The sequence below is a fragment of the Collinsella acetigenes genome (assembly GCF_012844445.1).
In the GTDB taxonomy this organism is placed as follows: Bacteria; Actinomycetota; Coriobacteriia; order Coriobacteriales; family Coriobacteriaceae; genus Collinsella; species Collinsella acetigenes.
The window spans coordinates 69,036-90,168 of sequence record NZ_JABBCP010000004.1; the positions used below are offsets into that span (position 1 = coordinate 69,036).

A 21,133-nucleotide genomic window follows, 5' to 3' on the forward strand; every position below is an offset into this window, starting at 1 on the left:
CTAAAAGGCGAGGACGTCGTAGCGAACGGCCTTGCCTTTGAACTGAGCGCTCGGTTTGGCATCTGCAAGAAGCGGTCCCTTTACGGGGCGCTTGATCACGATTTTGCGCGCGCCCGTTGCTCGCGCTGCGGCAAGAAGCGCGGCCTCATCCGCACAGGGCTGCTCCAAGTGATGCAGCAACTGGAATTTTTTCTTAACCGAAGCGCTCTTGGTGCGCCCGGGAAACATCGGGTCCAAATAGACCGCGTACGGAACGGTGCCCGCCGCCACAAGCTCCGCCATGCCTGCAATGCTATCCCCCACATGGAGGTGCATGTGGGCGGCTGCCTCGCTCAAACGCGGATCGCTCGCCGCGCGCTCCAGAGCATCGGCCAGCAGCGCACTGATAGCCGAGTTGCACTCAAACATCTCGACAGTATAGCCCGCCGCAGCCAAGAGCAGCGAATCCTCGCCAAATCCCGCCGTCGCGTCAAAGGCAACCGGATGTTCCACGCCGCGAGCACGCGCAGCACGGACCAGCAGCTCACGCTGCAGGACCCCTTGCTTAAGACGGGGAATCATGTGCGCATAATCGGCAATAAGCTGCATGGTCCCGTCGGTGAGGGCAAGACCTTCCGGCGTTTGGACAAGCTGCAGCCCCGCTGCGCGTGCTTCTTCCTGTGAACGGTTCATTTACGCCTCCCAGCGGTCGAATGTGACAAAATAAACCTGTCGACTTTTTGTCACATGGGGCGGTGGTATTGGGCGATGAGAAACTCGATGGGCGTTTGGAGCTGCTCGAGGTTCGCCAGGCGCTCGCGGTCTTTGCGGCGTGTGCGGTAGTAGTACGGCGTCATTTGGAATACCGCCTCGATATCGGCCGGGGTGGCGAGCGTGATCTGCGCCGCGACCTTGCGGGTCGAGACCAACTCGAGCTCCGTTGTCTGCGGCAACTTCTCGTCGTTTACGTAAGGGGTATCGTAGAGCACCTCTTTAAGGCCCCAAAGATGACGCGCGCCAGGAATAACCGTATAGAGCGAGGCGCCCGGTTTAAGTACGCGCGTGAATTCACGTTCGTTAAAGGGGGCAAACAAATGCGTCGCCACATCGATCGATCTATCGGCCACAGGGATAGCGCGCATGTTGGCAACAAAATACGTGGCGCCGCCGCGCTTGGCGGCCAAACGCACCATCTCTTTGCCCAGATCAAAACCGTAGGCGTCAACGCCTTCGACCGAGCCCATAGCGGAAGTATAGTAGCCCTCGCCGCAGCAAATATCGAGCAGCACCAAAGGCTCCTGGCCCGAGCGGGCGGAGACCTGCTCGCGCACGATGTCCATCAACGCGTCGCGCAAGGGGGCATAATAATCCTGGTTTAGAAAATCGCGTCTGCTGCGCGCCTGACTCTTGGGGTCGCCCATGGAGTCACCGCTTTTATTGGAACGCAATAAATTGAGGTAACCCTCGCGCGCACGGTCAAAGCGGTGCCCCAAAGGACACGTCGCACCGCGATTGTCCGCCTGAAGCTCTTGTCCGCATACAGGGCAACGTAGCATGCTCATTCCATTCCATCGTCAACAAAACCTGAACCCCATTGTGGCACATCACGCTCTTGCACCGCCAAGCTCCTTGACCTCGCCATCCAAACTGGGACAAAATCGTCGTAGCTTTTACCCTCTATCTGCCTAAAGGGGCCTCATGACCGAGCGCACGCATATTGACGAATGGTTCGAGCAGCTGCCCGAAGACGTAGTATCCCAAACGCAACGTCTCCTGGAACACGTCGACACCATGCGCCAAACCGAGACCATCTATCCCGCGCAAGATAACATCCTCAATGCGCTCGCGCTCACCGCGCCCGCAAGTGTACGCGTTGTCATTTTAGGACAGGATCCCTACCACGGGCCCGGCCAGGCCATGGGCCTCTCGTTCTCGGTCCCCAAAGGACAAAAGCTGCCTCCGAGCCTGCGAAACATCTACAAGGAGATGGCTGTAGACCTTGGGTGCACGCCACCCGCCTGCGGCGACCTGACCTCTTGGGCACAACAGGGCGTCCTTTTGCTCAATACCACGCTCACGGTACGCGAGCGCGCGGCAAACTCCCATGCCAAGCTAGGATGGAAGACTCTCACCGATGCGATTGTGCGGCTCTGTCTACAGCTTGAGCAGCCGGTCGTATTCCTCACCTGGGGACGCCACGCCATCGATATGGTCGAGACAGCACGCAAGGCAACGGACGCAAACGCAAACAAGTTCTTCCTTGCCTCCACGCACCCCTCGCCTCTCTCTGCCACGCGCGCGGCAGGCGGCCTGCCTGCCTTCATGGGCTCGCGTCCTTTCTCGCACGCCAACGAACTGCTCACTCAGCATGGAGCCATCCCCATCGATTGGTGCGCCTAGCCACCGCGACATAAAAGACGCGACAGGCATGCGCCCATCGCGTCCAGATCAACAGCTAGCCTCGTTTGTGCATTACGCCTGTAAGCAGGCGACAAGTTCATCCAGGTCGCGAGCAAACGCGATGCCCTGTAGGCGCTCAGGTGAGGTCAGATCGCACGCCAGCATACGGTCGAGCTGCTCTGCCATAGGGTTGTAATAGCCGTTAAGGTTGTAGAAAACGCACGGCGCATCGAGCTGTCCCAGACCGATCATGCTCATGATCTGAGAGATTTCCTCAAGTGTGCCCGTACCGCCGGGAAACGCCACAAAGGCATCGCCCAGCTCGATCATCTTTGCCTTGCGCTCGGCAATATCGGGCGTGACGATCAGGCGGGTGAGGCCCTCCAGCTGTAAGACAGAATCGACAAAGAATTGCGGTTCTACGCCCGTAACCTCGGCACCCGCTTCAAGCGCCGCTAAGGCAAGCTCGCCCATGAGGCCCGTCTTGGACCCGCCATACACCAGGGAGTTCCCGGAGGTGCCAATCCAGGTGCCCAGTTCGCGCACGGCTTGCTTGAGCTGCGGATCGCACCCCTCGCAGGCACCCAAATACACGGTGATGTTCATGCTCGATGTTTCCCCTCAAACTCCCGCGTCAAACGCTCGTTAGAACGAGATGTTGCCGAACTCGGAGAGCTCAAGGCCCTCGTTATGATCGGTCGCCCAATCCACATTCCACGGGCTCGTAAACAGCAGCAGCTTGCCGCCGCGCATGTCCTCGACGCGCAGCGTGTCGCGCGTGAGTGAAAGCGCCGGGATATCGATGGTATCAGGGTCGTTCATAATCCAGCGGATATCGGTGTAGGAAAGCGGCTGACGGCGCACCTCGACGTGGTACTCGGACTTCAGGCGCTGCTCGAGCACCTCGAACTGCAACACGCCCACAACGCCCACGATCACGCTCTCCATACCGGCGCCCAGCTCACGGAAGATCTGGATGGCGCCCTCCTGGGCAAGCTCCTCCATGCCTTTGACGAACTGCTTGCGTTTGAGGGTATCGACCTGCGTGATGCGCGCAAAATGCTCCGGCGCAAACGTGGGGATCTGCGGGAACTGCACACGCTGTTTGCCCGCGCACACCGTATCGCCAATGGAGAAGATGCCCGGATCAAACAATCCCACGATGTCGCCGGCATAGGCCTCGTCGACGATTGCACGGTCATCGGCCATCATCGCGGTGCCCGTAGCCAGCTTGAGCTTACGCCCGCCTTGCATGTGGAAGGCGTCCATGCCGCGCTCGAACTTGCCCGAACAGATGCGCACAAAGGCGATGCGGTCGCGGTGGTTCTTGTCCATGTTGGCCTGAATCTTAAAGACAAAGCCGGAGAAGTCGTTGGCCGCGGGATCCACGGGCTCGCCCGTAAGGGTGTCCTTGTAGGGCAGCGGCGTGGGCGCCAGGCGCAGGAACTCTTGCAGGAAGGGCTCCACGCCAAAGTTGGTGAGTGCCGAGCCAAAGAAGGCAGGGCTGAGCTTGCCGCACGACACGGCGTCGAGGTCCAGCTCATCGCCCGCGCCGTCGAGCAGCTCGATATCGTCCATCAGGTTGCGATGGTTCTCCTCGCCAATGAGCTCGTCGAGCTTGGCATCGCCCAGCTCGGCCTCAACTTCGGCGACCTTCTTGGTGGCGTTGGCATGGCCATCGCCCTCGAAGGCGATCACGTGGCGCGTCTGACGATCAAAGACGCCACGGAAGTTGCGGCCAGAGCCAATCGGCCAGTTCATGGGATACGTGTTGATACCCAAGACATTCTCGATCTCTTCCATGAGCTCAAAGGGATCGCGCGCCTCGCGATCGAGCTTGTTCACAAAGGTGAAGATGGGAATGTGGCGCAGGGTGCAAACGCGGAACAGCTTGATGGTCTGAGCCTCGACGCCCTTGGCGGCGTCGATCACCATGACGGCAGCGTCGGCAGCCATGAGCGTACGGTACGTGTCCTCGGAGAAGTCCTGGTGGCCTGGGGTGTCGAGGATGTTCACGCAGCAACCGTTGTAGGAAAACTGCAGCACCGAGGAGGTGACGGAGATGCCGCGCTCTTTTTCGATGTCCATCCAGTCGGACACGGCATGCTTAGAGCTCGACTTGCCCTTAACGGAACCCGCTGTCTGGATGCTGCCGGTATAGAGCAGCAGTTTTTCGGTAAGGGTCGTCTTGCCGGCGTCGGGGTGCGAAATGATCGCAAACGTGCGACGCGAGGAAATCTGATCAGACAGGGATGCCATGCGTGTCCTAACTGGTATTGGTATGCGTAACGTGCGAATATGCAACCTTAGCATTGTAGCGCGAGCCATAGAGCGCGAGCAACGAGGACCACGCCGTTATCGCATAACGAGAGAACAAGAGAAGTCCATTCAAAACCCGTCTGAACAAACCGGCCCAGATTCCCGTCATCAGGCAGTCCTCATCTAAGCTCAATCTGTCCTCACGCTACGCGATAATCTATCGTGAAATTCAAAGACAGGTTTGCGGGGCTCGCCTCGACAACCAGACAAATGGGTAGATAATTTACCCAATTCGAAATTGATAGCTTTAGGATGCAGAAGGGAGAACGGCATGAACGCACTGAGCGTTGCAAACTACATCGTCAATAACTGGAGCGATACGATCGAGATCACAAATCTCAAGCTCAACAAGCTTGTCTATTATTCATACGTCGAATCCCTACGCAAGCTGGGGCGCCCTCTGTTCGACGACGCAATCGAAGCGTGGCAGTACGGTCCCGTCGAGCCCGCGGTATATCAGGCATTCTCCTCTTATGGCAGAAATCGCATCCAAGTGACAAATGGGCCTGAGAAGCTCGATGCGGCTTCGAAGCAGATTGTTCATTCCGTAATGGAAAAGCTCGGAAACCTGTCTGCGTTCGACTTAGTAACGTTGTCTCATAAGCCCGGTGGAGCCTGGGCCAGTGTCTACTCCCCCGAAAAAGACAACACCATTACCCCTAAAGCGATTCTTGCTTCGGCAGACGGAATTGACGATGGCAAGCTTGTCACTATCGGCCAAGCTGTCCAATCGACCATCGCCTCCATGCCCAACGCATTAAGGCTTCTGGAGAACTCCTGATGCCACCTACCAAGCAGCAGCCATGCCCTTTTGCTCCCCTTGTTTTTGATGATGAGGAAGCGCAGCCATGTTGAGCCTGCGCGCTACTCCACGCTCTTGAGGCTCTCTACCATGTCGATGCGACGAAGCTTGGAACGCATGAACAGCGTTACGATCACCGAGAACACCATGGTGAGGGCAAACGCGACAATAAAGCTCGGAAGATGAATGTCGCGACCGAACATCACCTGGTCCACCTCGGCGGTCACGATCACGTAGCCCTCCATAAAGATGCCCAGCACAAGACCCACAAGCGAGCCGATGAGTGCCAACAGCAACGTCTCGCGATAGATATAGGCATTGACTTCATGCTGCGTAAAGCCCAAGACCTTAAGCGTCGCGATTTCGCGCACGCGCTCGGCAATGTTGATGTTGGTAAGGTTGTAGAGCACCACGAACGCAAGGGTCGCCGCAGCGACCACCAGCACCACTACAACCGAGTCCACGCTCTTGAGCATGCTGCGATAGCTGCTGATGGTCTCGTCGTTATAGCTCACAGTCTTTACGCCGTCGCAGGCCAGTAAATCGTCGCTCACCTTGTCGCGCGTGGCCTCATCTTCTTTCACGCTCGCATACAGCGTGGTAAACGAGGCCTTCTCGCCAAACGTCTTCTCAAAAAGCGCCGGAGTCATGATCACGTAGTGCGCCACATAGTTCTCAACCACACCCGCCACGCGCACTCGGTACGCCTTGCCCGTGGGGTTGCCAATGGCATCCTGCACGTAGATATCAACCGAGTCGCCTGCCCGCACGCCCAACTCGGTGGCAAGCTTCTCGCTGATGAGCGCACCCGTGTTGTCAAGCGTCATCGTCTTCCCCGAGACGCGGTCGCGCAGCGTATGGAACTCGGAATACGACTTGACCTTTTGCGGCACGTCAAGCTCGACCATCTGGTCGGAATCGTTGTCGCGAGCGCCCGCCTGGCGCACCACCATGTTCTCGGTCGCAAGCCAGGTGGAAGAGCCGGTGGAATCTTCATCGATACGCTCGGTCGCGGTCTTTTTCTGCGCCACGGTGACGTCTTCGTCCATGCGCACGATTGTGTTGTAGTGGTACAGCTCGCCAAACTGCTTGTCGATGATGTCGTTGATGGAATTCTCGAGTCCAAGGCCCGTAAGCAGCAGAGCCGTGCAGCCGGCGATGCCGATGATGGCCATGCAGAAGCGTCGCTTATAGCGAAAGAGATTGCGCGCGGTGACCTTCCACGAGAAGGTCAGACGACTCCAAACGGGGCGGATGCGCTCCAGCAAAATGCGCTTACCTGCCTTGGGCGCACGCGGGAGCATGAGCGTCGAGGGCTTCTCGCGCAGGGTGGCCGCCACGGCAAACCAAGTGGCCAGCACAGTGATGCCAATGCCAAGGCCTGCCGAGGACAGGGCAATGGGCGCATCGATAGGCACGGGCCTGCAGGGAACGGCGTAAATGATGGCGTAGGCCCCCATGATGAACCACGGCAGGAACGTAGAGAGCGCCAGGATACCCACAATCGAGCCCACACCGCTCGCGATGGCCGCATAACCCAGATACTTGCCCGTAATGCGCGCGTTGGAATAGCCCAGCGCTTTATAGGTACCAATGAGCATACGGTCCTCGTCCACCATGCGCGTCATGGTGGTGAGCGAAACAAGTGCTGCAACCAGGAAGAACAGCAGAGGGAAGACCTGCGCGATCTGGTCGATACGCCCGGCGTCGGAGCGGTAGCTCTCAACGCCCATGTTCTTCTTTAAGTCGAGGGTGTAGACATCGGCGTCCATGGTGGCGATATCGTCCACCTTGGCCTGGGCTTCTTCGAGCTGGGCCTCGGCGTCGGCAAACTGACTTTGGGCATCGGCACGCTTTTGCGCAAGCTCGGAGCTGCCCGCCTGCCACTGGGCAAAGCCCTCGTCGTACTGTGCCTGACCTTCTGCGAGCTGAGCCTTTCCGCTCTCAAGTTGCCCCGCTCCCGACTGCAATTGCGACAGCGCCGCATCGAGGCTCTGCTGGGCTGTGGCAAAGCCGTTCTCGGCAGCTGCCTTTTGAGCCGCAAGCTCTGATCGCGCGGCGCTCAGGCTTTCGGCCACGCCGGCGGTTTGGGAATCAATCTGCGCGATGCCGCCTTTGAGCTGGGAAATTGCACCCTCAAGCTGAGTCTTTTGCCCCTCGAGGGTCTGTTTTTGCTGTTGCAGGCCCGCAAGCTCCTCTTGAGCCTGAGCGAGCTGCTGTTCACAGCTGGCCTTTTGCTGCTCGAGCGTAGCGCGCGCCGGATCGTCCGCGGGCAGAGCATCAATCTGCTGCTGAAGCTGATCGATGGTCGCCGTCAGCGTATCGATGCCTGCCGTTGCCTGCGTAATGCCGGCGTCGACCTGGGCAAGGCCGTCCTGTACCTGGTCGAGGGACGTCTGCGCGGTATCGAGCTGCTCGGCAAGCTGCGCGCGCGAGGCCATCGCCGCATCGTACTGTGCCTGCGCGTTGTCTATCTGGGCTTGAGCTTGCGCGAGGGCCGCATACGCCTGTCGCTTTTGGGCCTCGAGTTCCGCGGTTCCCGCCTCGTACTGAGCTCTGCCGTCGCGCAGCTGCGCTTCGCTTTGCGCTATGCGAGCGCGCGCCGATTCCAGGTCTGCCGCAGCGCTATCGAGCTGAGCCTTCGCGCTATCGAGTTCCGACTGGCCGCTGGCAAGCTGAGCCTCGGCATCTGCCTTCTTGCGTTCGTATTCTGCGCGTTTCTCGTCAAGCTCGGCCTGTGCCTCCGCACGCAAATCATCCAAACGCGAAGTCTTGATGTCGTTAGAAATCGCATCGATACGAGCGGTTACCGCATCGACCTTTTGCTGATAGGCATCGCTCGACCAGCGCTCATCGCGCGCCCCCTCCACAGAGATAAAGGCCTCGGTATAGGGATAGTCGTCCGCAAAGGCGCCATCGGGAACATAGGCGAAGCTCGTCAGCTTGCCACTGCCCAGCGAGGTTGATCCCATGCTGGTCGAGCAGGTGTAGTAGCCTGATTCACAAAAGCCCACGATGGTGAACTCGCGCACGGCAAACGTATCGTCCAGGTCCTGCGTGCCCTCGATCAAGCGCACCTTGTCGCCGATCTTCACGTCGCTTTGCCACACCGTATCGGCTGAAAGCAGGCACTCATCTGCAGCTTTAGGCCAGGTGCCGCTTGTGAGAATTGGGCGGTTAAGGTAGTCGTCATCTTTAGACGTGGTGTTCACGCCGTCGTACTCGCAGGCGCGCGCTGCGTCCACGTCGAGCGAGTGGTAGCGCAAGGTGCATTGAATGCCGTCAACATCGGAAATCGCATCGGCCTCGTAGGCGGGCATAACGGCAGCCACGCCCTTGACCGCGCGAATCTGGTCAATCTGGTTATCGTCAAGGCCCACCGTTGAGACCACGCGGGCGTCGGAAAGGTAGGTGCCGTCGTAATATTCGTCCCCCGCCAGGCGCATGTCCGGTCCGGTCATGCGCAAGCCTGCAAAGAAGCCCGTTCCCAGCGCCGCAATGATGGCGATAGCGATAAAACGCCCCCACGAATGGGTAACGGAGCGAATCACATCTTTGGTAAATGCGCTGGCCATCGCATGCACTCAATTCTCGGCGATATTTCTTGCAGTCTTCGTTTTATTGTAAGCGACTAGCCCATTATTTGCGCCGGCGCGGTGGACGGGAGCTACAGAGCCGCGGCCGCGCTCCAAGGGCGAATCTTCTTAAGCTCGGGCTCAAGCTTCCTGCGAGCAATCTCCATGTCATAGGCTGCCTGCGCGCGCAGCCAATAGCCATCCGACAAACCAAAAAACGTGCAAAGCCTCAAGTCGGTATCGGCCGTGATGGCACGTCTTCCGAGCACAATCTGCCCAATGCGTTGCGCGGGCACGCCAATTTCCTTGGCAAGACGATACTGAGAAATTCCCAAAGGCTCGAGAAACTCTTCTTTAAGAAGCTCCCCCGGAGTTACGGGGTCGAGCAATTCGGTCATAGCAACCCCCCTAGTCGTGATAATCAACGATCTGCACACGTTGCGCATACCCAACGCGTTATTAACGTCAAACGTTACTATTTTCATACTGACAATATCATATCAAACATATGTTCGCTTGTTATGGTTAAATGTCTCTTCCCGATATTCATCCAGGTGCCGTCGTGTATGAGACAATACAATCCACGAACGTACTCTTTTGAAAGGCCCGCAGTATGAACAAAGTGGCAACGAACCAATCCCTTTCGCCCCGACAGTCCATCGCGGTGGGCATCACGCTGTTCTCGATGTTCTTTGGAGCCGGCAACCTCATCTTGCCGCCCATGCTCGCACTCCAGGCGGGCACCTCCACCATCCCGGCAATGATCGGCTTCCTTGTTGCCGGCATCGGCCTGCCGGTACTCGGCATCGTGGCCGTGGCGCTTGTGGGCACAGCACGCGAGCTAGCCGACCGCGTCCATCCGCTGTTCTCGAGCATCTTCGTTGCAGCCATCTACCTGGCCATCGGACCCTGTCTCGCCATTCCGCGCACCAGCTCAACCGCCTTCGAGATGCTCGTCCCGCTCTTTCCGCAGGGCGCACCCATCGGCACCATCCGCCTGGTCTTCTCCATCGTGTTCTTTGCCGTGGCATACGCCCTTGCCATGCACCCCGGAGCCCTCACCAAGCTCCTGGGGCGCATCACGGGACCCGCACTCATCCTCCTGCTGATCATGGTCGTGGGCTCATCGATCGTCTCACCCGCCGGCGTGGCGCAAGCGCCTCAGGCACCCTACGATAGCGCCGCCTCCATCCAGGGATTCCTTACGGGATACCAAACCATGGACTTGCTCGCTTCTCTCACCTTTGGCCTCGTTATCGCCGAGAATATCAAGGGGCTCGGTGTGAGCGATTCGCACGGTCTCATGCGCGAGATCTCGCGTGCGGGCATTGTGGCTGGCATCCTTATGGCACTTGTCTACTGCGGCCTGGCACAGGTGGGCGCCAGCTTTGGCTCGGTCATGCCGCACGCCACCAACGGCGCGGCGCTGCTCACTGCCTCCGCTACGCTGCACTTTGGCATTGCGGGAACGGTGATTATCGCCGCCATCTACTTACTCGCCTGCCTAAACGTCTGCATTGGCCTCATTAGCTGCTGCGGCACCTACTTTGCCGAGACCTTTGGCGCGGCAGGCCCCGGTGCGCAGACGCGTATACTGGGCCGCATCCCCTACGCAGGCTGGGCGGCGGCCTTTACCGTTTTTTCCTGCGTGCTCTCAAACGTTGGCCTCGACGCCATCCTGACGTTCTCGGTCCCGCTGCTGAGCGCGCTCTACCCCGTCTCCATCGTCTTCGTGATCATGGGCATGGCACACCGCGCGTGCGACCGCCTGCCCCTCACCTGGCCCTGGGCCATCGGAGCCACAACGATCGTGAGCGTTGCCACGGCCCTGCGCGATGCGTTCTTTGCCGGTACGTGGCTGCCCTTCGACGCCCTGCCGCTTGCGAGCCTGGGCTTTGGCTGGCTGCTCCCCGCCCTTTGCGGAGCCGCCGTGGGCGCCATCCTCTCGGTCGCACGCGCAACAAAATAGGTCGGGGTGGGCACCCAAAGGAACCCGCTCCGACCTTGGCGCAGTGAAAAGAGGGGCATCGAATTGCTAGCAGGCGCGCTTGCGCTCCTGCATGAACAGCACGATGCCAATAAGCGCCGGGATGCACACGGAAAATGCCAGCACCGCGGCGTCACCAAAATGGAACACGGGGATGCCAATAAACAGGCCCGCGCAGTACGGGATGAGCCAGATGAGCCACACGCAGATGCTCAGTTTGTGGAAGCCCTGGCGGCTCTGCTCGCTGCCGCGCACGGTGACAAACGTTGCCCACAGGGCATGGAAAAGCATGAAGATAATGGCCAGCAAGCCGGTAATGGCGTGCAGCGGGGAGACAGCCGCAGTCGAGGTGCGCGCGATGGCGGTCATGATGGTGGTGCCCGTTGTGTCGCAGATCAGGCCCAACCAGAACAGCGCGAGATGGCTCTTCTTAAGCGTGCCGGCGCGGCGCTCGCCAAAAACGCCAATGGTATAAAAGACAAGAGCGAGCGTGATCGCCGTCGACGCAGGCATAATCAACGAATTCATAGGTATGTGATTCCTCCAAAGTCGATATCGCGCCGGATGCGCTAGTCGCCCCGGCTTCGAATCATATTGTGGAATCACCACACCTGAACATCAAAGGTGCCTTGTTCATGTCTTACGCGTTGTAGAACGTCCTTCGAAGAAGACCGAAAAGAATAGGACAGCCCTGCCGCCCCGCATGCAGCGCATTGAGCATGTTGTCGAACGTGAAGCGGCACACCGACGCGGCGTCAAAACCCACAGGTAAGTCTGTACGGATGGCGGCGTCGTTCTTGTAAACCTCTACCAGACCGCGCAGGGCATGGTTCAAGATCTGCTGTTCGCGCAGATGGGCCGCATTTTTCTCGACCGCGGGGAGCACCTCGGCGCCCTTGAGCCAGCAGCGCCTAAAGCGGTCGAGCACCATGACAAGCGATGCGTAGAGATCCTCGCAATAGTCGACAAAACCCTTGCGCGCGTCGAGGTGGCAAAAGCCGTCGAAGACGGAACGGCGAAAGAACAGCTCGATAGTTGCCGTGGTGAGTTTGTCCTTAGAAGCAAAGTGGTTGTAGATGGTGCCCACGCTCACATGGCACGCCTGCGCCAGCGAGCGGATGGAAAGCGCCGAGAGGCCCTGCGCATCGGCGATGCGATATGCCTCTTCCAAGAGTTCATCACGAGAAATAACGCTCGAAGCCATCCGGTCTCCCCTGCTGCGTCCGCACGTTCTAGCTTGCTCGTATAAAAGATGGTAGACCAAACGGTGCGCGATGTGGTCATCGTAGTGCAGCAACGCCTGCAGCGTTTGGCAACGGGGTCACTCGAACTAAGCGATGGCGCAGGAAGAAAAGAGCTTCTTGCGGCGCAAAGGCATCGTTCTCGTACGTGCCGGCCGGCGTAAGCCGGGGCGTGTCCGTCCCCGGATAGACCGGCATGTCCTGGGTGATGGTATGGGTAAGGTCGATAACGCGCATGATGGATCCTTTCGAGCTTATCCCATCGTATCAAAGCGGCGCGATGGGACCGAGAGGTTTTGCCCAGTTATAGGCCAACTTGCCCCGCGCAACAAACGGTTGCTTGGATTGGCTGCCTGCGCCGCTTAAGCTTGCACTATCAAGAAACCCGCTGGAAGGAGAGCCACTATGGCCTTTGCCGAGAACCTTATTGCCGTACGTCGAGCGCATGGCCTTACGCAAGAACAGCTTGCGGGCAAGCTCTTTGTGACACGCCAGGCTGTGAGCCGCTGGGAACGCGGGGAAGTTACGCCCGGAATCGACATGATGAAGCTCATCGCCGCCGTTACCGGCGAGCCGCTCTCGCACCTTTTGGAGATGCCTGAGCATTATTGCGAGAGCTGCGGCATGTACCTCACCCCTGACGATTGCGGCACCGATGCGAGCGGCAAGAAAACCGACCATTACTGCAAATGGTGCTATGAGCAGGGAGAATACACGTACGAGACCACAATGGAGGCCATGATCGAGGATTGTGCCCCACGCCTGGCGGAAAATACGGGCATGACGCTCGACGAGGCGGTGTCGCTTATGGGTGCGGTGTTGCCGCAGCTGGAGCGGTGGCGCGCGGTGCGCGAGAACGAGGAGCGTTATGGCGAAGAAACCCGCGAGCTCTACGGAAACGAGACGATTGATGCTGCCAATGAGCGCCTGTTGGATATGGACCCGGCAGCATGGAATGACATGAAGGAGCTTGAGCGAGCGATTCTGGGCCAGCTCTCGATTGCTATGGCAGAGGGCGACCCACGCGGCCCCGAGGCGAAAAAGCTGATACGGATGCATCGCCGGTGGGTGGGCCTCCACTGGGGAAGTGAGCCCGAAGACGAGGCTTACCCGGAGCTTGTTAAGGGATACCTTGCTGACCCGCGGTTTGTGTCCTATTACGATAACCCCTGCGGAACTGGCGCCACCGCGTTTCTGGTTGAGGCTGTAAAGGGTGGGATGTAGGGCGAGGGCAGGAAATCTGCCGCATTTCCATGACTTCCTCGCTCTTTCGCTGAGACATCTCCGCCAATCGCCGGATATCCGCAGGAAGCGCGGCCTCGTCATCTAATTATCCAAACATTAACCCCGCATTCGCGGGGACCATTGAACGCGCGCCCTGCCCCAAGGCGACACGCTAGGATCATCCCCGTATACGCGGGGAGCACAGCTCGACATCGAGAGGAACCAGACCTGACATTCCTCCTCCGTGACGGGCGACGCGACCGTCACGCCCCACAGCTGCGAGACGCACTTCCACCATAGGCCGCCGTAGCTATTGGTGACACTCTTTGCGATCTCGCCGGACTCGAGCCTGGACGCCATCTTTGGCATGTACCGCTTGTCCCAGCACTGTCTGAAGTCGCGCAGCCCAATCTTCTGCACGCATCCCCACGACGAGCTCTCCCTGTGTGGCATAATACTCGCGTCCCATCAGAGATTCTCCGTCTCCAGGATGGGCCCCTACGATGAACCAAGGCCCGTGCGAGAGCTTTCTTTTAGCTCAGTACGTGTAGATATGTCCTCCAGTTTTGCGGGACGCTAGGAAGTGGCAGCAAACCTCCGCAAAATTTTTCGAGCATCAAGAGGTACTCGCGGGCGTCCATCTCGAGGCGTCTAGCGTAGATGAGGTTCCCGTCGTAGCTTTCGAACTCCATGTCCTCGAGCAAACGGCTGAGGAGGACGATGGCGTAGAGAGGACTCCTGCGTGGACAGGTGTTTCCGATTATCCCTTTCGGCTGAGACGGCAGCTGAGCCCTGATGAACAGCGGCTCGAAGTGCGCGCAGATGTTCCGAACGGCGGTGATGGTCTTTGTCCAACTTGTAAGTTCGGCTTTCGTGCAGCGGAACGATTCGGCGACAGCATCGGTCACAGACTTATCGGCAGTATTCGAGAACAGTGCCGACAGCGTTCCAAGCGTCATGCACTCGAGCCCCATCCAGATCGGGAGCCTACGGTGCCCCGCTTCGAAGGCGGCCCTGAACGGCTTGTCCCTCGAGATCCTCTTGTCGACCTCTTCGCTGTACGACCTGAACGACCTCTCATAGTTATCCGGCCTGAGAAACAGGGAACCATCGTAGACGGCGTACGGACCGTGCTCCGATGCCATGGTGCGCAGATACTGGGCGCGAAATTGAGCCTCGAATATGCCAATGTACTTCATCAGCATAGACTGCATGCGCCTGTCGAACGTCAGCAGATTGTGGACCATGTTTATGGTCCTTTGCTCCCATGCCGGCAAGGAGTCGAGGACCTTGATGTATGGGAGCAGGTGCTGGTAGCTTACATGATCGAGTACGTACAGGGCCTCAGGGGTGCCTGCATCGAGGAACCCGTCCTCTGCGAGGGTCGCCAGAATCTCTTTATTTGATTTGAAGCGTGGGAAAATACGACCGGGGGATTTCCACTTGCGTCGCCGCTAGAAGTGCCCCCGGTACTTTCGATTCCTATCATACACCACTCCGTTCTTCTCGCAAGGTCAGCATCGGCCCGTAAGTTTCGTAAGCCTTCTTTTTACGCTTCGGCGGAGGCCCTGTGCGGCCTTCCCGACTCGGGTCTGGCGGCGAGGCGGCACTCGATGGAGTCGCACGAAACCATGCGGGCGCTGCCGACCCTCCAGCTATTCAGGCTCCCGTCGCGGCAGAGCTGCGCCACGCGCGCGGTGCTTACGCCCAGCATCTCGGCGGCCTCAGCGGCTGTAACGGCCGGGACGTCGGAAAGCTCAGCGCTCACCGCCAGGGTGACAACGGTCCCGCCGCGAGACGACGCATGGCCGAGGCCGCCGCCCCTGAACTCCGCTCCACGCTCCAGCGCCGCCAGGGCACGGACGCGCAGCCAGTCAACCGCCATCTCCACGGCATCCTCGTAGGTATCGCCCTCGGTGGCTCCGTCAAGTCCGCATGGCTTCACGACATAGCCACCCTCGGGGTCGGGGTAGAACTCGAACTCCTGTATGACGATCATGCTCACTCCTTATCTGCGGTGAAGAGGAAGGCAGAGTCTGAGCTGCCCCGCCTTCTTCCTGGCCCCCTCTCGCGATCGTCTTCTTTTCTCGCGGCGCCTCGGCACCGGCACCGACACGTCCCCGCAGCGGAACTTGCCTTGCTTGGCACCGGTACCGTTGAGTTTGGCGTAGCCAGCGTCGGTCGGCTCCCGCTCAAGACCCCCTTCTTAGTCACCGTCCGGGTCCTCTCAACATTAAATATTAGCACAGCTAATATTTATAATTCCTGCATGCGTGGGGAGCGCAGGCAGGCCATGAAGCGCCTGGGCTAGCGACGGAATCATCCCCGCATACGCGGGGAGCACGTGGAAGCAAATCACGCAGTAGTGTCGCAGTAGGGATCATCCCCGCATACGCGGGGAGCACATTCCATTGATTCCGCCCGACTTGTAATTGAAGGGATCATCCCCGCATACGCGGGGAGCACACGTCCAGGACGGTCTCACCGCGCCTCGTGCTGGGATCATCCCCGCATACGCGGGGAGCACGCCGAGAAGGGCTACTCCGTCGATGCCGAGAAGGGATCATCCCCGCATACGCGGGGAGCACAGACGCTTCAAGATTTTGAACCCGTCCATCACGGGATCATCCCCGCATACGCGGGGAGCACTCCCCATGCGTGCTTGAGAGCGCTCCCGGGACGGGATCATCCCCGCATACGCGGGGAGCACCGGTATGCATGCGGTCGCTTGCATCGATACAAGGGATCATCCCCGCATACGCGGGGAGCACTCGAGGGCTTTACGCGCGGCGTCAATGCGGGCGGGATCATCCCCGCATACGCGGGGAGCACTCACATTGCCAGAGCGGGTTTGTCCAGTGACAGGGATCATCCCCGCATACGCGGGGAGCACGACGAGTACAAGAAGGCCTTCACGCCGGTGAAGGGATCATCCCCGCATACGCGGGGAGCACTCACCGGCCTTGCCGATGCTCTTCGCATACTCGGGATCATCCCCGCATACGCGGGGAGCACTGGAACAGGATTAGAAAAGACTTCCCAGATGTGGGATCATCCCCGCATACGCGGGGAGCACCGTGACACGACCAGCGCCGCGCCCTCCATCTCGGGATCATCCCCGCATACGCGGGGAGCACCGTGACACGACCAGCGCCGCGCCCTCCATCTCGGGATCATCCCCGCATACGCGGGGAGCACATCGACGCGGTGAACGCCAACGTCAACGAGAAGGGATCATCCCCGCATACGCGGGGAGCACTCGGCGCCCGTGGCCATGTATCTCTTCTGATCGGGATCATCCCCGCATACGCGGGGAGCACTAAAAAAAATTGCCAATAAGCTAAAAAAGTTGGGATCATCCCCGCATACGCGGGGAGCACCTCTTCGCGATGCACCCCGGGCACCGCCTCTGGGGATCATCCCCGCATACGCGGGGAGCACTTGAGGAATGGAAGGCGAATCATGAACCCACTGGGATCATCCCCGCATACGCGGGGAGCACACTTCATCACGAGCGCGGTCGCATGCATGCCCGGGATCATCCCCGCATACGCGGGGAGCACTTCACCTCCCACGACTTCATCGCTTGACTGCTGGGATCATCCCCGCATACGCGGGGAGCACGCGTGCGGGGAGGACGGCGACCTCCGCGCGCTGGGATCATCCCCGCATACGCGGGGAGCACTGCTGGAGCGGTTGCAGCGCGGGGGCGAGGACGGGATCATCCCCGCATACGCGGGGAGCACAACATGGCGCAGGACAAGGACGTCGCCATCATGGGATCATCCCCGCATACGCGGGGAGCACGTCGTCACGATCTCGGAGACGCGCGGGACGATGGGATCATCCCCGCATACGCGGGGAGCACGACGTGCAGACCCCGAGCGCGGCCACCTTCCAGGGATCATCCCCGCATACGCGGGGAGCACGGCTGCAACGCCGACCTTCGCGGCGGCATTCAGGGATCATCCCCGCATACGCGGGGAGCACGTCCATAAGCTGCTGCCATGCATCAACCAGCGGGGATCATCCCCGCATACGCGGGGAGCACGGCGATGTCGTCGGTGTCAACACCTCGCCGCAGGGATCATCCCCGCATACGCGGGGAGCACTCGACTACGCTGCTCGCGAAGCCGGAAATCTTGGGATCATCCCCGCATACGCGGGGAGCACCTGTAACGGGCGATGCACCCATCTCCAGTGTAGGGATCATCCCCGCATACGCGGGGAGCACTAACCCTGCTGCATGACGGTCTGATTGACACCGGGATCATCCCCGCATACGCGGGGAGCACGGCCGCAATCATGACGCCAAAGTGGAAGCTGAGGGATCATCCCCGCATACGCGGGGAGCACGCGATATTCAAAACCTTGGTGCGGACGGTACCGGGATCATCCCCGCATACGCGGGGAGCACCCGAGGAACGCCTTGCGGGCGTCGCCATTGATGGGATCATCCCCGCATACGCGGGGAGCACTCCATGATATATCCTTTCAAATGTCAAATACTGGGATCATCCCCGCATACGCGGGGAGCACAACCTGTGGTGTCAGTATTGAGAACATTCGTCGGGATCATCCCCGCATACGCGGGGAGCACATGATCTCATTATACATATGTGTACCGGGTCCGGGATCATCCCCGCATACGCGGGGAGCACACTAAAATACCTCGTCATTATATAGCGAATTAAGACTATTTCATTCGATTGTCAAAGAACCTTTCGAGCAGCAATTCATTAACCACTGAATTTGCGCGCTTTATGGAAGCGGCTCGCCTTGCTCCAATTTTTCTTTGGGGGTCCAGCGAAAGTCGCATCCTCCGTACCCTTGGGGCGCATTATTAGTTTCAATCCGTCACAATCAACGGGTGCCCAATCAGGCTGATGAACTTCAAAGGCCAAATGCTGCTCGTTCGCAGCGGGATACACCATAATCGCTCGGCCCGACTTCGCAAAAGCCTTTACCCTAATCCACACTCGCTCTCTAACGCGCGCAGAAACATGACCTACAAACACTCCCGGAGCAATTTCGAGGAACCATCGCGTAAGATCTCCCCGTAACCCAACAGGACATGCGGAAAGCACTATAACCGTCATAACTATTCCTCCACGTCCGCAGAAAAAGGGCTCCTTTCGCAGGGGTCCTCATATTGAACGCCACTTGGAACAGACTCGTTTTTCTCATCCCAAAGCAGCACGACGTCGCCGTCAAGCTCAATATCCTCTTCAGTCGCAAGCAGTAGTTTGATATCTTTCACGATTCGCTTAATAAGGCCAGTGCGATAGATTTCATCTCGCATTGCCCTCCTCACATCTCCCGGTATGTCACTCGTCCCACTTGCCGTCACTCTAAAGGCCACAGGAATAGAAACCTCGGCTTTGTATAAATCTGCAATGTCGTAAACAAAAGAGCGCTCATGACCAGAATGGACAAAACCAAGCCCCGGGGAGCATCCAAGCGAAGCAATCGCGGCATGAGAAATGCCATACAAACACGAATGAGCCGCACTGAGCGCCTGATCGATATCAGAACCAGCAGCGTAGTCGCTCGGATCATACATGCGGCCACTCCATGGAACGCCCGTCTCCTCTGAGATTTTCTTATAAATTCTTCTGACCCGCGCGCCTTCCCGGCCTCGCAGCTGTTGCATCGTCAGCCCTGCCACGTCTTCGCCCTCAAAACGCATCAGATACATCTTCCGGGCAACTTCCAGACGACTCCTCTTATTCGAAACAAGGGCTGCTTGGCGCTGCAGCAACGCCGATGAATGTGTCAATGGCTTGCCAAATGCATACATACGCACACCTCGCTCGCCAGCCCAAATCACCGTCACCCCGTTGTCGCCAATCATCTCCATAGCTCGATGCGAAATCGTAGTGCCCGGACCAAGCATCAATACCGACAAAGAAGCCGCGGGCACATAGACCGTGCCCGCGGCGCTTTCAACAGTAATGGCATTGTCCGCTCTATTGATACCGCACCTTTCGAAATACGCAAAGGAGACCCTGTCCTCGATACGAGACAACTCAATAATGTCTGAAGGCGCAGACGCAAGTCTCCCGTTCGCCGACTCTCCCCTTTGCCTCTCGCGCAATTGAGCATCCATCGGAACCCTCCATTTAGCCAAATTACCTACGGAAGTGGAGCCAAGGTCATCAGACCGCACCCAAAAGCTTTGGCACGTCCCATTCCAAAACGTAAAACATGGCAAAGAGCTTCGCGGTCGATTACTTCCAAAGCGCCATCAAATACCGCAGTTGTCAACGTGGCACGGGATCCAGCATGCGAAAAAGAAGACTTTTCCCGTTGACCCACTTGAAACTGAAGATTCCCCATCGGGTCCTCAAGGATACGGAATCCATGGGCCTCAGCACGGTCGAGAAGCCATTGCATCTGCTGCTCAACGGTTACATGCCCTTGGATAGTGCCAATGACGTCTTTGTCGCTCCTGGAGCCTTTGTCGACAAAAACCTTACGTACCGGATTGGCTTTGAGGCGAAATTGCCATCGTTGCCTTTCCCCTATCTTCTTCAAAAAGGGTTCGTAATCTTTGGTTTCCCAACCGCCTTCAACTGGCCACCCCATTTGTTCGCAAAGATGAGTGAAGTCTGGTCTTTTAGGACTAACAACGTAAAGCCAGGCACCGCGGCCCTCGCCGGGAGCGCGATCGATTCGCCAGAGAATTCTCCCCTCTGCAAAATCTTGCCCCGACTGACATGCAGATAAAAAGTCACAATCAGGAACCGGCGCAAACGCAGCCTCAACGGCGCCATGCATCTTGTTTGGCGACGCCATGATTTCAAGCGCAGTACGACGGGCGCCATTCAGAGGGACTCTCGAAATAAACAATTTGCCTCCTTTCCTAGATGAATTCCATAGGGTCATGCCCCTGCAATGCGGCAGAAAGCTGGGCATCCAAACCTTGACTGTCATCCTCTGGAGCAGAGGGGTTATTGATCCACTCACGCACAACCGACCGCTGCCCATAACGACGAATCGCCCCGAAGCTCATGGGCACATCGGCGTGAATCTCGCCCTTCTCGCCGTCGCGAGCATCGCAAGCGATTTCAAGATCGGGATAGTCGTCATTCCACCGTGCGCCTAATCTATTCCGATACCACTCAGATGCAATCCACGGCTCGGTTTTCAAAGCAACGCGGATGTCATCATACGGCCCCCTCTTCGCGTGATAGAGAAGAGGAGCGTCGGGAGGGCACGAACGACGGCCCAGAAACAATGGCCACTTTGGATGAAGCAGCGCTCGTTCGATCTCGGCAATTAGCGCCGAATCCCCTCCCAGGGCAACAAGAAACTTCGCATCAGCAAGGTAATAGCGATTCGAAAGAGGCAAGCTGTCACCGCCTCGCGCCAGATGCTCAGTTTGAAAATCGCGGATCATCTCGCCGAGCTGGTCGACCCTTACGCCAAACTCAAGCGAGCATAAATCCTCCAGCGAAGCCTCACGGCTTCTACCCAGCGCAGACGCCACCAAACCCAAAACACCACTTTTTGACGGCTCTCGCCCAGTATTACGAACGGTAAAACGCGACGAATCACCCCATGACTGTAATGGGCCCGAAAGCGAAAGCAGCAACACCGACAT

The 21,133-nt window shown here is 58.6% G+C and carries 19 protein-coding genes and 1 CRISPR repeat array; of the genes, 4 read left to right on the forward strand and 15 right to left on the reverse strand.

Annotation, left to right across the window (positions count from 1 at the left end; all coding sequences use genetic code 11):
* Together HF320_RS06180 and HF320_RS06185 are read right to left on the reverse strand one after the other, a co-directional pair.
* Positions 1-672: a class I SAM-dependent methyltransferase gene (locus HF320_RS06180; RefSeq protein ID WP_169277549.1), complete on the reverse strand. Its 672-nt coding sequence runs from the start codon at positions 670-672 to the stop codon at positions 1-3.
* 50 nt (positions 673-722) lie between these two features.
* Positions 723-1,535 carry a putative RNA methyltransferase gene (locus tag HF320_RS06185; protein WP_169277550.1) on the reverse strand — a complete coding sequence of 271 codons (813 nt, stop codon included), beginning with the start codon at positions 1,533-1,535 and terminating at the stop codon, positions 723-725.
* A 142-nt stretch (positions 1,536-1,677) separates the two neighbouring features.
* On the opposite strand from HF320_RS06185, the gene HF320_RS06190 reads away from it, so the two are divergent.
* A complete protein-coding gene (locus HF320_RS06190; RefSeq protein ID WP_169277551.1) occupies positions 1,678-2,379 on the forward strand; it encodes a uracil-DNA glycosylase in 702 nt (233 codons plus the stop codon).
* Positions 2,380-2,451: 72 nt separating this feature from the next.
* Here the strand turns inward: HF320_RS06190 and HF320_RS06195 are convergent, their stop codons facing one another.
* Positions 2,452-2,985, reverse strand: a complete 534-nt coding sequence (locus HF320_RS06195; protein WP_169277552.1) for an LOG family protein — start codon at positions 2,983-2,985, stop codon at positions 2,452-2,454.
* A 39-nt stretch (positions 2,986-3,024) separates the two neighbouring features.
* On the reverse strand, positions 3,025-4,638 hold the full coding sequence (locus tag HF320_RS06200) for a peptide chain release factor 3 (protein ID WP_169277553.1): 1,614 nt from the start codon (positions 4,636-4,638) through the stop codon (positions 3,025-3,027).
* Between the two features lie 331 nt (positions 4,639-4,969).
* On the opposite strand from HF320_RS06200, the gene HF320_RS06205 reads away from it, so the two are divergent.
* Entirely contained in the window at positions 4,970-5,479 is a 510-nt protein-coding gene (locus HF320_RS06205; RefSeq protein WP_169277554.1) for a Panacea domain-containing protein, read from the forward strand.
* An 83-nt stretch (positions 5,480-5,562) separates the two neighbouring features.
* Here the strand turns inward: HF320_RS06205 and HF320_RS06210 are convergent, their stop codons facing one another.
* Together HF320_RS06210 and HF320_RS06215 are read right to left on the reverse strand one after the other, a co-directional pair.
* Positions 5,563-9,075 carry an FtsX-like permease family protein gene (locus HF320_RS06210; protein ID WP_169277555.1) on the reverse strand — a complete coding sequence of 1,171 codons (3,513 nt, stop codon included), beginning with the start codon at positions 9,073-9,075 and terminating at the stop codon, positions 5,563-5,565.
* 92 nt (positions 9,076-9,167) lie between these two features.
* Positions 9,168-9,473 (reverse strand): HigA family addiction module antitoxin, encoded by a 306-nt coding sequence (locus HF320_RS06215; protein WP_169277556.1) that lies wholly within the window; start codon positions 9,471-9,473, stop codon positions 9,168-9,170.
* A gap of 215 nt (positions 9,474-9,688) precedes the next feature.
* On the opposite strand from HF320_RS06215, the gene brnQ reads away from it, so the two are divergent.
* The gene (brnQ, locus tag HF320_RS06220) at positions 9,689-11,044 is read left to right on the forward strand and encodes a branched-chain amino acid transport system II carrier protein (protein WP_169277557.1); all 1,356 of its coding nucleotides are present in this window, start codon (positions 9,689-9,691) and stop codon (positions 11,042-11,044) included.
* 66 nt (positions 11,045-11,110) lie between these two features.
* Here brnQ and HF320_RS06225 read toward each other — a convergent pair whose 3' ends face one another.
* The 3 genes from HF320_RS06225 to HF320_RS09015 form a co-directional block, all read right to left on the reverse strand.
* Positions 11,111-11,590, reverse strand: a complete 480-nt coding sequence (locus tag HF320_RS06225) for an HsmA family protein (protein ID WP_169277558.1) — start codon at positions 11,588-11,590, stop codon at positions 11,111-11,113.
* Positions 11,591-11,702: 112 nt separating this feature from the next.
* Positions 11,703-12,266, reverse strand: a complete 564-nt coding sequence (locus HF320_RS06230) for a TetR/AcrR family transcriptional regulator (protein ID WP_169277559.1) — start codon at positions 12,264-12,266, stop codon at positions 11,703-11,705.
* Positions 12,267-12,342: 76 nt separating this feature from the next.
* A complete protein-coding gene (locus HF320_RS09015) occupies positions 12,343-12,540 on the reverse strand; it encodes a hypothetical protein (protein ID WP_211158992.1) in 198 nt (65 codons plus the stop codon).
* 168 nt (positions 12,541-12,708) lie between these two features.
* Between HF320_RS09015 and HF320_RS06240 the strand changes: the two genes are divergently transcribed.
* A complete protein-coding gene (locus tag HF320_RS06240; RefSeq protein ID WP_169277560.1) occupies positions 12,709-13,527 on the forward strand; it encodes a TipAS antibiotic-recognition domain-containing protein in 819 nt (272 codons plus the stop codon).
* Positions 13,528-14,060: 533 nt separating this feature from the next.
* On the opposite strand, the gene HF320_RS06245 is transcribed toward HF320_RS06240, so the two are convergent.
* From HF320_RS06245 to cas5e, 6 genes are all read right to left on the reverse strand, one after another.
* The gene (locus HF320_RS06245; protein WP_169277617.1) at positions 14,061-14,951 is read right to left on the reverse strand and encodes an Abi family protein; all 891 of its coding nucleotides are present in this window, start codon (positions 14,949-14,951) and stop codon (positions 14,061-14,063) included.
* 125 nt (positions 14,952-15,076) lie between these two features.
* Positions 15,077-15,526, reverse strand: coding sequence for a type II toxin-antitoxin system HicB family antitoxin (locus tag HF320_RS06250; protein WP_169277561.1), 450 nt, complete (start codon positions 15,524-15,526; stop codon positions 15,077-15,079).
* Positions 15,527-15,842: 316 nt separating this feature from the next.
* A CRISPR array of direct repeats spans positions 15,843-18,188; the repeat unit is 29 nt; unit sequence GGGATCATCCCCGCATACGCGGGGAGCAC.
* Positions 18,189-18,266: 78 nt separating this feature from the next.
* A complete protein-coding gene (gene cas2e, locus HF320_RS06255) occupies positions 18,267-18,626 on the reverse strand; it encodes a type I-E CRISPR-associated endoribonuclease Cas2e (RefSeq protein ID WP_169277562.1) in 360 nt (119 codons plus the stop codon).
* A gap of 2 nt (positions 18,627-18,628) precedes the next feature.
* Positions 18,629-19,636, reverse strand: coding sequence for a type I-E CRISPR-associated endonuclease Cas1e (cas1e, locus tag HF320_RS06260; RefSeq protein ID WP_169277563.1), 1,008 nt, complete (start codon positions 19,634-19,636; stop codon positions 18,629-18,631).
* 26 nt (positions 19,637-19,662) lie between these two features.
* Positions 19,663-20,379 carry a type I-E CRISPR-associated protein Cas6/Cse3/CasE gene (cas6e, locus tag HF320_RS06265; protein WP_248276647.1) on the reverse strand — a complete coding sequence of 239 codons (717 nt, stop codon included), beginning with the start codon at positions 20,377-20,379 and terminating at the stop codon, positions 19,663-19,665.
* A gap of 13 nt (positions 20,380-20,392) precedes the next feature.
* Entirely contained in the window at positions 20,393-21,133 is a 741-nt protein-coding gene (gene cas5e / locus HF320_RS06270; protein ID WP_169277565.1) for a type I-E CRISPR-associated protein Cas5/CasD, read from the reverse strand.

Bases quoted from the DNA above. Each gene is read 5' to 3' on its own strand.
- HF320_RS06180 (WP_169277549.1), bottom strand. From the start codon at position 672: ATGAACCGTTCACAGGAAGAAGCACGCGCAGCGGGGCTGCAGCTTGTC.
- HF320_RS06230 (WP_169277559.1), bottom strand. From the start codon at position 12,266: ATGGCTTCGAGCGTTATTTCTCGTGATGAACTCTTGGAAGAGGCATAT.
- HF320_RS06250 (WP_169277561.1), bottom strand. From the start codon at position 15,526: ATGATCGTCATACAGGAGTTCGAGTTCTACCCCGACCCCGAGGGTGGC.
- cas5e (WP_169277565.1), bottom strand. From the start codon at position 21,133: ATGTCGGTGTTGCTGCTTTCGCTTTCGGGCCCATTACAGTCATGGGGT.
- HF320_RS06195 (WP_169277552.1), bottom strand. From the start codon at position 2,985: ATGAACATCACCGTGTATTTGGGTGCCTGCGAGGGGTGCGATCCGCAG.
- HF320_RS09015 (WP_211158992.1), bottom strand. From the start codon at position 12,540: ATGCGCGTTATCGACCTTACCCATACCATCACCCAGGACATGCCGGTC.
- brnQ (WP_169277557.1), top strand. From the start codon at position 9,689: ATGAACAAAGTGGCAACGAACCAATCCCTTTCGCCCCGACAGTCCATC.
- HF320_RS06225 (WP_169277558.1), bottom strand. From the start codon at position 11,590: ATGAATTCGTTGATTATGCCTGCGTCGACGGCGATCACGCTCGCTCTT.
- cas1e (WP_169277563.1), bottom strand. From the start codon at position 19,636: ATGGATGCTCAATTGCGCGAGAGGCAAAGGGGAGAGTCGGCGAACGGG.
- cas2e (WP_169277562.1), bottom strand. From the start codon at position 18,626: ATGACGGTTATAGTGCTTTCCGCATGTCCTGTTGGGTTACGGGGAGAT.
- HF320_RS06215 (WP_169277556.1), bottom strand. From the start codon at position 9,473: ATGACCGAATTGCTCGACCCCGTAACTCCGGGGGAGCTTCTTAAAGAA.
- HF320_RS06190 (WP_169277551.1), top strand. From the start codon at position 1,678: ATGACCGAGCGCACGCATATTGACGAATGGTTCGAGCAGCTGCCCGAA.
- HF320_RS06200 (WP_169277553.1), bottom strand. From the start codon at position 4,638: ATGGCATCCCTGTCTGATCAGATTTCCTCGCGTCGCACGTTTGCGATC.
- HF320_RS06240 (WP_169277560.1), top strand. From the start codon at position 12,709: ATGGCCTTTGCCGAGAACCTTATTGCCGTACGTCGAGCGCATGGCCTT.
- HF320_RS06210 (WP_169277555.1), bottom strand. From the start codon at position 9,075: ATGGCCAGCGCATTTACCAAAGATGTGATTCGCTCCGTTACCCATTCG.
- HF320_RS06185 (WP_169277550.1), bottom strand. From the start codon at position 1,535: ATGCTACGTTGCCCTGTATGCGGACAAGAGCTTCAGGCGGACAATCGC.
- HF320_RS06205 (WP_169277554.1), top strand. From the start codon at position 4,970: ATGAACGCACTGAGCGTTGCAAACTACATCGTCAATAACTGGAGCGAT.